The sequence below is a fragment of the Nesterenkonia halophila genome (assembly GCF_009467795.1).
GTDB lineage: Bacteria > Actinomycetota > Actinomycetes > Actinomycetales > Micrococcaceae > Nesterenkonia > Nesterenkonia halobia.
Map to the genome: position 1 here is coordinate 73,226 of NZ_WIAX01000004.1, position 13,844 is coordinate 87,069.

The 13,844-nt window shown below is 73.5% G+C and carries 11 protein-coding genes; 6 read left to right on the forward strand and 5 right to left on the reverse strand.

The window, feature by feature from the left end; genetic code table 11:
- Positions 1-12: 12 nt before the first annotated feature.
- The 4 genes from greA to GCL72_RS02320 form a co-directional block, all read right to left on the reverse strand.
- A complete protein-coding gene (greA, locus tag GCL72_RS02305; RefSeq protein WP_153143097.1) occupies positions 13-516 on the reverse strand; it encodes a transcription elongation factor GreA in 504 nt (167 codons plus the stop codon).
- Between the two features lie 307 nt (positions 517-823).
- Positions 824-1,651, reverse strand: coding sequence for an ABC transporter permease (locus tag GCL72_RS02310; RefSeq protein ID WP_153143098.1), 828 nt, complete (start codon positions 1,649-1,651; stop codon positions 824-826).
- A gap of 2 nt (positions 1,652-1,653) precedes the next feature.
- On the reverse strand, positions 1,654-2,487 hold the full coding sequence (locus GCL72_RS02315; RefSeq protein ID WP_153143099.1) for a substrate-binding domain-containing protein: 834 nt from the start codon (positions 2,485-2,487) through the stop codon (positions 1,654-1,656).
- Complete coding sequence (locus GCL72_RS02320; protein ID WP_170289530.1) at positions 2,484-2,909, reverse strand: DUF4307 domain-containing protein; 426 nt, start codon at positions 2,907-2,909, stop codon at positions 2,484-2,486. The genes GCL72_RS02315 and GCL72_RS02320 overlap by 4 nt, the downstream gene beginning before the upstream one ends.
- 360 nt (positions 2,910-3,269) lie before the next feature.
- Here GCL72_RS02320 and mca point away from each other — a divergent pair, with 360 nt between their 5' ends.
- The 4 genes from mca (at position 3,270) to GCL72_RS02340 (ending at position 7,906) form a co-directional block, all read left to right on the forward strand.
- Entirely contained in the window at positions 3,270-4,130 is an 861-nt protein-coding gene (gene mca / locus GCL72_RS02325; protein ID WP_153143133.1) for a mycothiol conjugate amidase Mca, read from the forward strand.
- A gap of 87 nt (positions 4,131-4,217) precedes the next feature.
- A complete protein-coding gene (locus tag GCL72_RS02330; protein WP_153143101.1) occupies positions 4,218-4,631 on the forward strand; it encodes a hypothetical protein in 414 nt (137 codons plus the stop codon).
- A gap of 58 nt (positions 4,632-4,689) precedes the next feature.
- On the forward strand, positions 4,690-6,798 hold the full coding sequence (locus GCL72_RS02335) for a prolyl oligopeptidase family serine peptidase (protein WP_153143102.1): 2,109 nt from the start codon (positions 4,690-4,692) through the stop codon (positions 6,796-6,798).
- Positions 6,799-6,943: 145 nt separating this feature from the next.
- Positions 6,944-7,906, forward strand: a complete 963-nt coding sequence (locus GCL72_RS02340) for an endonuclease domain-containing protein (protein ID WP_153143103.1) — start codon at positions 6,944-6,946, stop codon at positions 7,904-7,906.
- 109 nt (positions 7,907-8,015) lie between these two features.
- Here GCL72_RS02340 and GCL72_RS02345 read toward each other — a convergent pair whose 3' ends face one another.
- Positions 8,016-9,476 carry a dicarboxylate/amino acid:cation symporter gene (locus tag GCL72_RS02345; protein WP_153143104.1) on the reverse strand — a complete coding sequence of 487 codons (1,461 nt, stop codon included), beginning with the start codon at positions 9,474-9,476 and terminating at the stop codon, positions 8,016-8,018.
- A 293-nt stretch (positions 9,477-9,769) separates the two neighbouring features.
- Here GCL72_RS02345 and GCL72_RS02350 point away from each other — a divergent pair, with 293 nt between their 5' ends.
- Positions 9,770-11,464 (forward strand): GMC family oxidoreductase, encoded by a 1,695-nt coding sequence (locus tag GCL72_RS02350; protein WP_153143105.1) that lies wholly within the window; start codon positions 9,770-9,772, stop codon positions 11,462-11,464.
- Between the two features lie 60 nt (positions 11,465-11,524).
- Positions 11,525-13,795 carry a thioredoxin domain-containing protein gene (locus tag GCL72_RS02355; protein ID WP_153143106.1) on the forward strand — a complete coding sequence of 757 codons (2,271 nt, stop codon included), beginning with the start codon at positions 11,525-11,527 and terminating at the stop codon, positions 13,793-13,795.
- The last annotated feature ends 49 nt before the right edge of the window (positions 13,796-13,844 follow it).

Here is a 13,844-nt window from a genome sequence, read left to right on the forward strand (position 1 = left end):
TCCGACGATCGATCAGCCGGTGAACGGCTCCGAGGCCTTGATCTCCACCGGGATCTCCTTGCCGTTCGGGGCGGCGTAGCTGAGCGTGTCGCCGACCTCGGCGCCGTTGATCGCCTGCCCGATGGGGGAATCGGGCGAGTAGACGTCCATGCCCGAGTCTCCGGCGATCTCGCGATTGCCGAAGAGGAAGGTCATCTCGTTGCCTGCCACGGAGGCGGTCACCTTCATCCCGGGCACCACGGTGCCGTCGCCGGCCGGAGCCTCGCCGACGTAGGCCTTCTCCAGCAGCTGGGTCAGGTACTGGATGCGGGCCTCGGCCTTGCCCTGCTCGTCCTTGGCGGCGTGGTAGCCGCCGTTCTCCTTCAGATCACCCTCTTCGCGGGCGGCCTCGATCTTGTCGACGATCTCCTGCCGGCCGGGACCGCGGAGGTGGTTCAGCTCGGCCTGGAGCCGGTCGTAGGCCTCCTGGGTGAGCCACTGGGCGTTGGGGTCGGTCTCGTGGGTGTTCGTCGACACAGTCTTCTCCTCGGTTCGGGGAGGAACCCGTGCCGTTCTCCTCGGCCGGGGCCCGGGCCTCGCCGCGCGGGGCCGTGCCACAGCGAGCGGCACCGCTCCGCGGCGGCTCGGGAGCCCCGTCGGAACGATGCCGTCAGGTTCCTCGTCGTGCATGCAAAGACCCCGCCTGAGGATCAGCGGTCCCGGGCATCGGCCCGGGCCGTCCCCGGCGGGGTGGTGTTGCGTACACCGCCAGGATAGTGCGGATCCGGCCCGCGACTCAATGCTTCCGGGCATCTGCGACGCTCGTGTCGGGCCTGACGTCGGCTCAGCCGCGCGGACGGAACCAGCCGCGGGCGGGACCGTGGACCAGGGCGACGACGACCAGGGCCGCGGCGATCATCACCGTCGCCAGCGCCGCGGCCGCCCGCGGATCGGACTGCTGGAGCAGGTAGATCTGCACCGGCGCGGTGCGGGTGATGCCCGGGGCCGATCCGGCGAAGGCCAGTGTGGCGCCGAACTCGCCCAGACAGCGGGCGAAGACCAGCACCACTCCGGCGGTCAGGGCCGGGCGGATCAGCGGCAGCACCACCCACCACAGCGTCGCCAGCGGACCGGCGCCCATGGTGGCGGCGGCCTCCTCGTACTCGCGGGCGACGCCCTGGACGGCGGACTCGACCGAGAGCACCATGAACGGCAGCGCGACGAAGCTCTGCGCCAACACCACCGCCGCGGAGGTGAAGGTGATCTGCAGTCCCAGCAGCTCGAGCGTGCCGCCCAGGATCCCGGCACGGCCGAAAGCCGCCAGCAGGGCGACGCCGGCGACCACCGGCGGCAGCACCAGCGGCAGCAGCACCAGAGGACGCAGCCAGCGCAGCAGCGGGCTCCTCCCGCGCCCGAGCAGCAGACCCAGCGGGACGCCGAGCAGCAGACAGATCAGCGTCGAGACTCCGGCGGTCCAGAGGCTGAGCACCAGCGCGTCGCGCGCCCGGTCGCCGCCGAGCAGATCGGGGACGGCGAGCAGATCGGCCTGCAGCACCAGCGCGACGACCGGTCCGACCAGCAGCGCGGCGCCGAGCAGCGCGAGCACGCCCAGCGCCGGCGGCAGCACCGGTATCGCCGGGCGGGAGCGGAGGCGGGGTGACCGTGAGGCCATGCTCAGGAATCCGCGCCGTCGTCGGATTCGGCCGCCGGCGGCGGCAGGAAGCCGGCCTCCTCGAAGGCCGCGCGGCCGCCCCCCGAGGCCAGCTCGCCGAGGAGCTGCTCGGCGGCCTGCGGACGCGTCGGCGCGGCGGAGAGGCCGGCCCACATCTGATTGGTGCCCCCGTCGTGCTCCGGGACCTCCAGGGCCCGGACGTCCTCGCTGGCGGCCGCGGCGTCAGTGCGGTAGACGAGCCCGGCGTCGACCTCGCCGAGACTGACCTTCGACAGCACCGAGGCGACCGACGTCTCCTCGGTGTCGGCGTGCAGATCCAGCGCCAGCTCCTCGGAGAGCGTCTCGGCGAGCATGCCGCAGGGCACCTGCGGGGCGCAGATCGCCGTGGTCAGCTCCGCGGAGCGGTCGGCGAAGTCCGCGAAGCTCTCGATCTCCCCGGGGTTCTCGGCCGGCACGGCGAGCACGAGGCGGTTGGTCGCCACGGGCAGCGGGCCGTCCCCGACGTGCCCGCCGTCCTGCAATCGGGTCATGTGACGGCGCGAGGCGCTGACCACGACGTCGAAGGAGCGGCCGGACTCGATCTGCGAGACGAGCGTCGAGGTGCCGGCGTACTCCGGGGTCATGGCCGAGACGCCGTCGGCGACGTCCGGGTCGGCGGCCAGCCGCTCCAGCGCGGGCTCGGCGGAGGCGGCGGCCAGCACCACCGGCCCGTCGGCGTCGTCGGCGTCGTCTCCGGCCCCGGCCGCGCAGCCGGAGAGCGTCAGGGCGCCGGCGACGCTCAGCACCACGGCGAGCATCAGCGGCGCGGCCCGTCGCGGCGGAGCGTGGCTCCTCACGCCTCGACCGTCCAGCAGGACTCGACGAGGCCGGTCACCCCGCGGCGCTCGGTGCGCAGGTCGGCGGTGAAGCTCTGCGTCCGCTCGGAGACGTCGTCGCCGGTGTGCGGGCCGAGGGTGACAGTCGTGGCGCCGACCACTGCGTAGGAGTCGTCGAGGACCTGCACCAGGCAGCGCACGGTGGAGTCGAACTCCTTGGTGACCTCGAAGTCGACCGAGGCCTCGGAGTCGGAGGCGATGTCGTAGCCGACGTCCTTGGACTCCGGCAGGCTGCTCGGCCCCTCCACGGCGACCCAGATGCCCAGGCCCAGCGCGGCGACCAGCGCCAGGCTGATCAGCACGGTCCGCAGGCGGCGGGACGGGCCGCGGCGCACGGGGCCGTAGCGCTCGGCGAGGACGGCGGGATCGGCGGCTCGGCTCATCAGGCATAGTCTAGAGGGTCGGCGCAGGTGTCCGCCCGGCCGCGACGCCGTGCGGCGACGTCCCGCGGCGCGGCGGGCGCAGCCGGCGTCGTCCGCGTCACGCGGCGCGGCGGGATGAACTTCGCGCGCTGTGCTGTTGCACCGCGCGACGGGTCGCTCCGCCGAGACCCGCCGCGACGCCATCGACCGATTCGACACGACTTCGAGACCACGGAGAGAGCAGTGACCCCGACGCCAGACCAGCCGGCAGACCACGTGCCCACCATGACTCCGGTGACGCGCCTCGATCCCGACGCCGGACTGCACGCCGACGCCGAGGAGGCCGGTGCGGCCACCGTGCCGCCGTCGGAGGGCCTGCGGATGCTCGCCGTCCACGCCCACCCCGACGACGAGTCCTCCAAGGGCGCGGCGACGATGGCCGCCTACGCCGCCGCCGGCGCCCGCGTCATGGTCGCGACCGCCACCGGGGGCGAACGCGGCGACCTGCTCAACGAGGAGGTCGCCGAGGTCCCGCAGCTCCACCGCGACCTGCCCGGGCTGCGCCGGCAGGAGATGGCCCGGGCCGCCGCGGAGCTCGGCATCGAGCACGTCTGGCTCGGCTTCGAGGACTCCGGACTGCCCGAGGGCGACCCGATGCCGCCGCTGCCCGCCGGGTGCTTCGCCGACCTGCCGCTCGAGCAGGCCGCCCTGCCGCTGGTGCGTCTGGTGCGCCGGTTCCGGCCGCATGTGATCGTCGGCTACGACGAGTCCGGCGGCTACCCGCATCCGGACCACATCATGTCCCACCGGATCGCCAAGGAGGCCTTCGAGGCGGCCGGAGACCCGGACCGCTATCTCGGCGTCGGCGAGCCCTGGGCGCCGCAGAAGCTCTACTACGACAAGGCCTTCAATCCGGTGCGCTTCCGGGCGATCCACGAGGCGCTGGAGGAGGCGGGCATGGAGTCGCCCTTCGGCGACCGGCTGGCGCGCTTCGAGGACCCTGAGGCCATGCCGTGGCTGACCAAGCATGAGGTCACCACCCAGGTGCCGATCGGTCCGTTCATCGAGCACCGCGACCGGGCGCTGCTGGCCCATCGGACCCAGGTCGCCCCGGGCAGCTTCTTCTTCGCCACGCCGAACGACCTGCTGCGGCGGATCTGGCCCTATGACGACTACATCCTGGTCGAATCCCGCGTGGAGTCGCCGGCGCCGGAGGACGACCTCTTCGCCGGGCTGCGCTGAATGCTCCGCGCGGGAGGCGTAGACTTGGTGTCCCGGGCCGGCGCGCGCCGGCCGCTGACCGACGGCTGACCCAGAGGCGAGAGACCCGTGCTTCATCTACCCGCAGCGACCGCCCTCGCCCTCGGCGGAGGCGGCGAGTCGCCCGACCTGCGCCCCGGGCTGGAGGAGACGGACATCAGTCCCGGCCCGGAGGGCTTCTTCTTCACCGCGCTGGTCGCAGTGCTGCTGATCCTCGTCGTCCGGGACCTGGCCAAGCGCATGCGCCGGATGAAGTACCGCTCGACGGTCGAGGCCGAGCAGGAGGGGACCGAGGTCGAGTTCCCCGGCGAGGTGAATCCGGCCGAGATCGTGCCCAGTCGCATCGGCGCCGGCCAGCGGCGCGCCCGCGAGGCCGCGGCGGCCGACCGCTTCGGCGATCCGCAGGAGACCGGACGCGACGCCTCCGGCGCCCCGCGCGGAGCCGACGACCAGCCGACGGAGAGCCGCGACGCGGAGGACTGAGAGCGGACGCTCGGCTCATGCTCGGCGAGCATCCGGGGCCAGCCCCTAGACTGGCGGCATGGCCTCGCATGTGACCTCTGCAACATCCTCGGCGCGCGTGCTGTCCCACGGCGCCTGGCCCTCGGCGATCACCGCCGAGCAGCTCGCCGTCGGCGGGCATCGGCTCTCGGCGCCGAGCCTCGTCGGCGACCATCTCTGGTGGGTCGAAGGACGTGCCGACGAAGGCGGCCGCCAGACTCTGGTGCGCACTGCCGGCCCGGTCGCGGCCGAGGACGAGGCGTCCGACGTCGACGTCGTCACCGTGCTGCCGGCACCCTTCGACGCCCGCTCCCGCGTGCACGAGTACGGCGGGTCGGCCTGGGCGGCCGTGCCGGCCGAGCTGCTCGACGACGGCTCCGAGGCGCCGCTGGTGCTCTTCGTGAACTGCGCCGACCAGCGCATCCACCGCTTCCGCGAGGGCGAGGAGCCGGTGCCGCTCAGCCCCGTCGGACCCGACGTCGCCTCGGCCGGAGGCCCGTCGCTGCGCTGGGCGCAGCCCGTCGTCGTCCCCGGCCGGCAGACCCCCGCGGGCGTCGGCACGGAGGTCTGGTGGATCTGCGAGGACCACACCGCCGACCGCCGCGGCCCCGACGGCGCTCCGCACATCGAACGCTACGTCGCCGCCGTGCCGTTGGACGGCTCCGCCGCCGAGGATCGCTCCCGCGTGCGGCGGGTGACGCCGGCGTCGCGCTTCGTCGCCCATCCGCGCCTCGCTCCCGACGGCGAGCGACTGGCCTGGATCTCCTGGGAGCATCCGCAGATGCCCTGGGACGGCACGCAGCTGCACGTCGGCCGGCTGGTCGACGGCGTCGTGGGCGAGGAGGAGGTCATCGACGGCGACGAGCACACTTCGGTGCTGCAGCCGGAGTGGCGCGACGCCGACCGGCTGGTCCACCTCTCCGACCGCTCCGGCTGGTGGAACCCCTGGGGCTGGTCGGTGGGGACCGGGACGACCCAGCTGCTGCGCGAGGAGCGCGAGCATGCCGGCCCGCTCTGGCAGCTCGGCGAGCAATGGCTGACACTGCTCGACCCGGACACGGCCCTGATCCGGCACGGCACCGCCGTCGACCAGCTCGGGGTCCTCGATCTCTCCACCGGGGCGGTGGCCGAGCTGCAGGTGCCGCACACCGCCGTCGCCGGCGCCGTCGTCCGCGACGACGGGCTGGTGGCCTTCACCGGGGCCTCGCCGGAGCAGTTCCTCGGCGTGCAGGCCGGAAGGCTGGTCAACGACGGCTACGGCTGGCGGATCACCGGACTGCGCACGCTGCGCTCCTCGCGCCGCGACGCCCCCGATCCGGGCCTGCTGCCCGTCCCGGAGCCGATCACCGTGACCGCCGAGGACGGCCAGGAAGTCCACGCCGTGCTCTACCGGCCGCGGCACCAGGGCATCGTCGGGCCCGTGGGGGAGCTGCCGCCGTACATCGCCCAGGTCCACGGCGGCCCGACGGCACAGGCCGCCGTCGCTCTCTCGCCGGCGGTGGCCTACTGGACCTCCCGGGGCATCGGCGTCGTCGACATCAACTACGGCGGCTCCACCGGATTCGGCCGGGCCTACCGCGACCGGCTGAAGAGGCAGTGGGGCGTGGTCGACGTCGAGGACACCGTCACGGTGATGCGGCATCTGGTGGCCGAGGGGATCGCCGACGGGGACCGGCTGGCGATCGAGGGCGGCAGCGCCGGCGGGTGGACCACGCTGGCCTGCCTGACGCGCACCGAGGTCTTCGCCGCCGGGGTGTCGAGCTTCGGTGTGGCCGACGCCGTCGGGCTGGCCGAGGACACCCACGACTTCGAGTCGCGCTACCTGGACCAGATGATCGGGGCGTACCCGGAGGAGATCGCGGTCTACCGCGAGCGGGCGCCGTTGAGCCACGTGGACACGCTGAGCTGCCCGGTGCTGCTGCTCCAGGGCGAGGAAGACCGTATCGTGCCGCCCAGCCAGGCCGAGCGCTTCCGCGACGCGCTGGCGGCGAAGGGCATCCCGCATGCCTATCTGCTCTTCGCCGGCGAGCAGCACGGCTTCCGGAAGGCGGAGAACATCATCACCAGCTTCGAGGCGTCGCTGAGCTTCTACGGGCAGGTGCTGGGCTTCGACCCGCCGGAGGTGCCGCGGCTGACGCTCGCCCGGTGAGCCGGGGCGCTCCTCCTCCATCGAGCGGGGGATCTGCTACTGCTGAATCGCCGAATCGGCGGCACAGCGGTAGTGGATCCCCCGTTCGGTGCGGGGTTGTGGAGAACGTCAGCGCGACGACGAGCATCTGGTCCAGACTCGTGGCGTGATTCGTCGCCAGCCTCGCCGCCTCCCGCTGCCCGCCGCGCTGTCGGATCGGGCATTCACCCTCGACCAGGCGCGCCGGCATGGCGTCGATGCGCGACGGCTGACCTACGACGACGTCGTCTCCCTCGGCGCCGGGGTCCACGCGCCGGCCGCACTCGTCGCCTCGGTCCCGCCCGCCGACCGCGACCTGCTCGTGGCCCGCGCGCTGGCGGCCGAGGCGCCCGAGACCTGGCTCTCGCACACCACCGCGGCGCGGATGCGCGGACTCCACCTGCCGCCGCATCTGGAGCAGGATCACCGGATCCATCTCAGCCAGGCGCCGACGCCGGACACCCGCGTCGAGCGGGCCGGCGTCGTCGGGCACCGCAGCACAGTGCGCGGCCATGACGTCGTGACGCTCGACGGCGTGCGCGCCAGCTCGCCCGCGCGGACCTGGCTGGAGCTGGCGGCGAGCTGCTCCATCCGGCAGCTCGTGGTGCTCGGCGATCAGCTGGTGCGCCGACCCTACGCACGCTACGAGGGGCGGGCCGAGCCGTTCGCGACGAGGGACGACCTGTCCGAGGTGCTCGCGGGCACGCGCCGAGTGCGCGGGCGCCGTCGCGCCCTGGCGGGGCTGGACGAGGTGCGGTGCGGGGCGGACTCGCCGCCGGAGACCCTGCTGCGGCTGGCCCTGGTCGACGCCGGGCTCCCGGAGCCGGCGCTGCAGGTGCCGGCGGATCCGAGCGATCCGCTGTCGCCGCCGACGGATCTCGCCTATCCCGAGTGGAAGATCGCGATCCAGTACGACGGCGAGACGCATTACACCCCGGAGCGGCACCGTACTGACCAGCACCGGGACAACGTCTTCCGCGCCGCCGGGTGGGTGGTGCTCTGCTTCCACCGGGAGGATCTGCGCGCCGGCTTCCGCGGCGCCGTCGCGATGGTCCGGACGGCGCTGCGGCGGCAGGGTGCTCCCGTCTGAGGGTCCTCGACGCATCGAGCGGGGGATCCACTACTGCTGCATCGCCGAATCGGCGGCACAGCGGTAGTGGATCCCCCGCTCGATGGCAGGGAAGGGTGGGATGAGCGGGTCAGCGGGCGGCGGGAGCCTCCGCGGCGTCCACGGCGTCCCAGGAGCCCCCGGAGTCCGCAGTGTCCTCGGAAGAGTCCGCGGCGTCCGCGGAGCCCTCCTCGGCCTCGTCGTCGAAGGGCAGGCCGGTGCGGCGGGACGAGTAGAGCCCGTGGTCGAGGATGCCCTCCCGCTTGGCCACGATGGTCGGAACCAGCGCCTGACCGGCGACGTTGAGCGCAGTGCGGCCCATGTCGACGATCGGCTCGACGGCCAGCAGCAGGCCCACGCCCTCCAGCGGCAGGCCCAGCGTGGACAGCGTCAGTGTGAGCATCACCGTCGCCCCGGTGGTGCCGGCGGTGGCGGCGGAGCCGATCACCGAGACGAAGACGACCAGCACGTACTGGGTGATGCTCATGTCCAGGCCGAAGAACTGGGCGACGAAGAGGGCGGCGATCGCCGGGTACAGGGCGGCGCAGCCGTCCATCTTGGTGACCGCGCCCAGCGGGACGGCGAAGGAGGCGTAGGAGCGCGGCACGCCGAGGTTGCGCTCGGTGACCCGCTGGGTCAGCGGCATCGTGCCCACTGAGGAGCGCGAGACGAAGCCGAGCTGCACCGCCGGCCACACGCCGGTGAAGTACTGCTTGGCCGCCAGCCCGTTGCTGCGCACCAGGATCGGGTAGACCACCAGGAACACCAGCGCCAGGCCGACGTACATGCACAGCACGAAGACCCCCAGCGAGGAGAGCGCGTCCCAGCCGTATGTGGCGACGGCGCGGGCGATCAGCGCCAGCGTGCCGATCGGGGCCAGGCGGATGATCCACCACAGCACCTTCTGGATGATCGCGAGCATCGCGGAGGTGACGTCCAGGAAGGGCTCGGCCTTCGGACCGATCATCATCGCCGCGATGCCGATGGCGATGGAGATGACCAGGATCTGCAGCACGTTGAATGTCAGGTCGGTCTCCACCGCGCCGGAGGAGGCGGGGGAGGACTCGGCGGTCAGGCCCATGAAGTTCGCCGGCACGATCGAGTCCAGGAAGCCCAGCCAGGATCCCTGGCTCGACGGTGCCGCGGCGGCGTCGGCCTCGACGCCGGTGTGCTGGCCGGGCCGGCCGATGGTGCCGATCGCCAGGCCCAGCAGCACCGCGATGAACGCGGTGATCGCGAACCAGAGCAGCGTCTGGCCGGCCAGCCGGGCGGCGTTGGTGACCTGGCGCAGCTGGGCGATGGAGGTGACAACGGCGGTGAACACCAGCGGCACCACTGCGGCGGTCAGCAGCGAGACGTAGACGCCGCCGACCTCGCTGACAGTGGTGGTCAGCCAGTTCGGGTCATCCTGGTCGCCGCCCATCGACCGGGCGATGAACCCGACGCCCAGGCCCACGACCAGGGCGGCGAGGATCTGGTTGCCGAAGGAGGTCATCCATCGCGGCAATCGGCGGGTGCGGGTCTTCTCGGCGGTCTCCGCAGTGGCGGACATTCTTCGGCTCCGTTCGACGTCGTGGTCACAGGCGGTGCGGCGGGCTCGGCGCGATGCGGCGCCGTCGATCTCCCGCCGCGGCACGGAGACGCCAACGGGGCCGGGATCGGCGCTATTCCGCGGATGAACGCAGGTTACGGGGCGGTGATGCATGCCACGGAATGAAGATCGTGCATCCTCTGCAAGGCAGTGTGCAGTGAATCACAATCGCCGGGGTCGGGGGTGCGCCGAGAGTGGAATGCGACCTGATCCGCCCGTCCCGGGGCGGACCGACTGAGGAGGAGCCCTCTGCCATGACATCGTCATCCGCCAGAATCCCCGCCAGCACGCTCGCCGACGGTGTCGACGGCGTCGACGGCCCGACTCCCGGGGCGCGGCCGAGCACCGCACCGGGGGCCGCGTCGGGCCCGGGAGCCACGGCTCTTGTCGTCGGAGCCGGGTCGGCCGGCTGCGTGGTCGCCCGCCGCCTCGTCGACGCCGGCGTCGCGGTGACCCTGCTGGAGGCAGGCGGGGAGGATCACAACCCGGCGATCCATGACCTCTCCCGAATGGGAGAGCTCTGGCACGGTCCCGAGGACTGGGACTACTACACCGTCGGCATGGAGGGCACCGCCGGTCAGCCGATGCATCTTCCGCGCGGGAAGGTCCTCGGCGGATCGCATGCGCTGAACGCCACGATCTGGGTCCGCGGCGCGCCGAGCGACTTCGACGGCTGGGCCGTCGACTGCGGGCCGGACTGGTCCTGGGAGCAGGTGCTGCCGATCTACCGGGCGCTCGAGGACTCCTCCTCCGGCGCCGACGAGCTGCGGGGCACCGGCGGTCCGCTGGTCGTCGACGGAGACTATCCGCTCGAGCCGATCCACCGGGCGATCGTCGAGGCCGCCGTGGAGTCCGGCGTCCCGTACAACTCCGACTACAACGGCGAGACGCTCGACGGGGTGTCCCAGCAGCAGGTCACCATCCGCGACGGCGAGCGGGCCAACACCTGGAAGGCGCACCTGCAACCGGTGCGCGATCGGCTCCGCATCCTCACCGGGGCCCATGTCCACTCGGTGATCGTCGAGGACGGAGCCGCCGTCGGCGTGCGCCTGGGGAAGAACGGCGAGGAGCGCGAGCTGCGCGCCGACCAGGTGGTCCTCTGCGCCGGGGCGCTGGACTCGCCGCAGATCCTGCTCCGCTCCGGCCTGGGCCCGGCCGAGGAGCTGCGCGAGGCCGGCGTCGACGTCGTGCGCGACATGCCGGGCGTGGGCAAGAACCTGCACGACCACCTGCTCGCGCCGGTGATCGGGGTCTCGACCTCCCGGGAGGTCGACCCGCCGAGGCCCGGAGTCTCGGTGACCCAGACCCACCTGTTCGCCCGCAGCCGGCCCGACCTCACCGTCCCCGACACCCAGCCGATCTTCTTCGCGGTGCCGATGTACTCGCCGGGCATGGAGGAGGTCGAGGGCACGGCCTTCACGCTGCATTCCGGTCTCGTCGCGCCGCGCAGCCGCGGGGAGATCACGCTCTCCGGCCCCGGGCTGGAGGACCCGGCGCGCATCGACCTGGCCGCGCTCTCCGACCCGGCTGACGTCGAGGCGCTGCTCTTCTCGCTGCGGCAGTGCCGGGACATCCTCGCCCAGCCCGCCCTCGCCGAGGGGTGGGGCGCGACCGAGGTCCACCCCGGCCCCGAGGTCACCGAGGAGGGCGAGCTGATCGACTACATCCGTCGGTGCGCGGTGACCTATCACCACCAGGTCGGGACCTGCCGGATGGGCGTCGACGACGGCGCCGTGGTCGACCCTCGACTGCGGGTGCGCGGGCTGGACGGCCTCCGCGTGGTCGACGCCTCGATCATGCCGACGATCACCACCGGCAACACCAATGCGCCGACGATCATGATCGGCGAGCAGGGCGCCCGGTTCATCCGGGAGGACCTCGGGCTGGGCCGGACGGCGGTCCGTTCCGGCCCGGCGGACCGGAGAGCAGGCGTCGCCCCGACCGGATGAGCGGCGGATCGGGCCCGGGGACCCGTCGACGGCGGCGCGTCGGTGGACGAGACTGGAGGCATGGGACATCGCCTCGCCGAGAGCTCGTCACGCTATCTGCGCCAGCACGCCGACAATCCGGTCGACTGGCATCCATGGGGCGAGGAGGCCTTCGCCGAGGCCCGACGCCGCGACGTGCCGGTCTTCGTCTCGATCGGCTACTCCGCCTGCCACTGGTGCCATGTCATGGCCGCCGAGTCCTTCTCCGACGAGCAGACCGCGGCGACGCTGAACGCCGGCTTCGTCGCGATCAAAGTCGACCGCGAGGAGCACCCCGACGTCGACGACGCCTACATGGCCGCCACCCAGGCGCTCACCGGGCAGGGCGGCTGGCCGATGAGCGTCTTCACCGATCCCACCGGACGTGTCTTCCACGCCGGAACCTACTTCCCGCCCCGGCGTCGCGGACAGGTCCCGTCCTTCGCCGAGGTCCTCGACGCCGTGCAGGCCGCCTGGACGCGGCGGCGCGACGAGGTCGAGGCCTCGGCGGCGCAGATCGCCGCCGCGCTCGGCGACCAGCGACGCCGCCAGGCCCAGCTGGTGACTGCGCCCGCGGAGGAGCTGGGCGCGCCGCATCCGGATCACGACGGCGTGCCGGGCCCGGACATCCTCGCGCAGGCCGATGACGCCGTCGCGGGGGCGATCCAGGCGCTGCTCGCCGAGGAGGACACCGTCCACGGCGGATTCTCCCCGGCGCCGAAGTTCCCGCCGTCGCCGCTGCTGGGCCTGCTGCTGGAGGAGGCTGCCCGGAACCCCGAGTCTCCGGCGGGTCCGCCGGCGATCCGGGTGATGGAGGCGATGGGGCGGTCCGCCCTGCACGATCAGATCGAGGGCGGATTCGCCCGCTACGCCACGGATCGCGCCTGGGCGCTGCCGCACTTCGAGAAGATGCTCGCCGACAATGCCCAGCTGCTGGGCCACTATGCGCGGCTGAGCGTGCACCCGGCCGCGAGCCGGGCGACGCGCGCCGAGGCCGAGCGGGTCGGGCGCGGCGTCGTCGACTGGCTGCACCGCCGGATGCTGTTGGAGTCCGGACTGCTGGCGTCCTCGCTCGACGCCGACACCGTCGACGCCTCCGGCCGCCACCAGGAGGGCGGGACCTACCTGATGAGCGACCGCGATCTGCGCGCCGCCGCCCGCGCGGCGGGGCTCGGCGAGGACGATGCGGAGCGGCTGATCGCGCTGAACCGCGGCGTCCCCGCCGACGAGTCCGGGGCGGCGGCGCACATCGCCGAGGACACGCCGCGCACTCTGCACTTCGACGCTCCGCCGGTCGGCGAGGAGCGCCGCGTGTGGGAGGCGGTGCTTCCGGTGCTGCGGCGTCGTCGTGCGGCCCGCGCCCAGCCGGCGCGCGACGAGAAGGCCGTCGCGGCGTGGAACGCGATGGCGGTGCGCTCGCTGGCCGAGGCCGCCGTCTGCTGGGCCGACGACGGGCTGCTGGAGCGTGCCGGACGGCTCGGGGAGCGGCTCTGGGACGTCCACGTCGACGACGCCGCGGGTGACGATGCCGCCGGTGACGATGCCGCAGGCGATGACGTCGTGGACGGGGGAGGCGCCGGCCCGGTGGTCCGGCGCGTCTCCCACGCCGGTCGGGCCGATGCGGCGCTGGGCACGCTGACCGATCATGCCCAGGTGATCAGCGCCTGCTTCACGCTCGCCTCCGTCGGAGCCGGAGCCGGAGCCGGAGCCGAGGACGCGCAGCGCTGGCTGGACCGCGGCCGTCGACTGCTGGCCACGCTGCGGACGCGCTTCGTCGTCGAGGACGAGGAGGACCGGCCGGCCCTGGTGGAGAGCGCCGACGGCGGCGCGATGCTCACCGCCGCCCTGCAGGGCCCGGCGCTGGCCACGCCCTTCGACGGCCCCGAGCCCGGCGGCGTCGCCGCGGCCGCCGACGCGCTGCAGCTGGCCGAGGCGCTGGTGGCGACCGCCGACGGCGACGGGCTGCCCGACGCGGACGCCCTGCGCGCCGTCGACATCCTCCACCACGCGCCGACTGCCGCCCCGCGGGCGCCGATGGTCGTCGGCGCCAGTCTGCAGGTGCTGCGGCGCGTCGCCGTCGGGTCGCCGGCGTTCCGGGTCCTCTCCGCGACTGAGGAGGACCTGGCCGCCGTGCGCCGGGCGGCGGTGCTGCACGGTCTCGTCGTCGAGCCGCCCGCCGCGGAGGCCGTCGGGCCCGGGCGCCCGCTGCGGCTGAGCGTCTGCCTCAACGCCGTCGAGGCCATGGTCTGCCTGCCGCCGGAGACCTCGATCGCCGCGGCGCTGGCGCGGCTGGGGGAGCAGCCGGTCGCCTGAGCCGGCGCCGTGGATCGCGCCGGCGCCGTGCACTGGCCGGCTCAGCGCA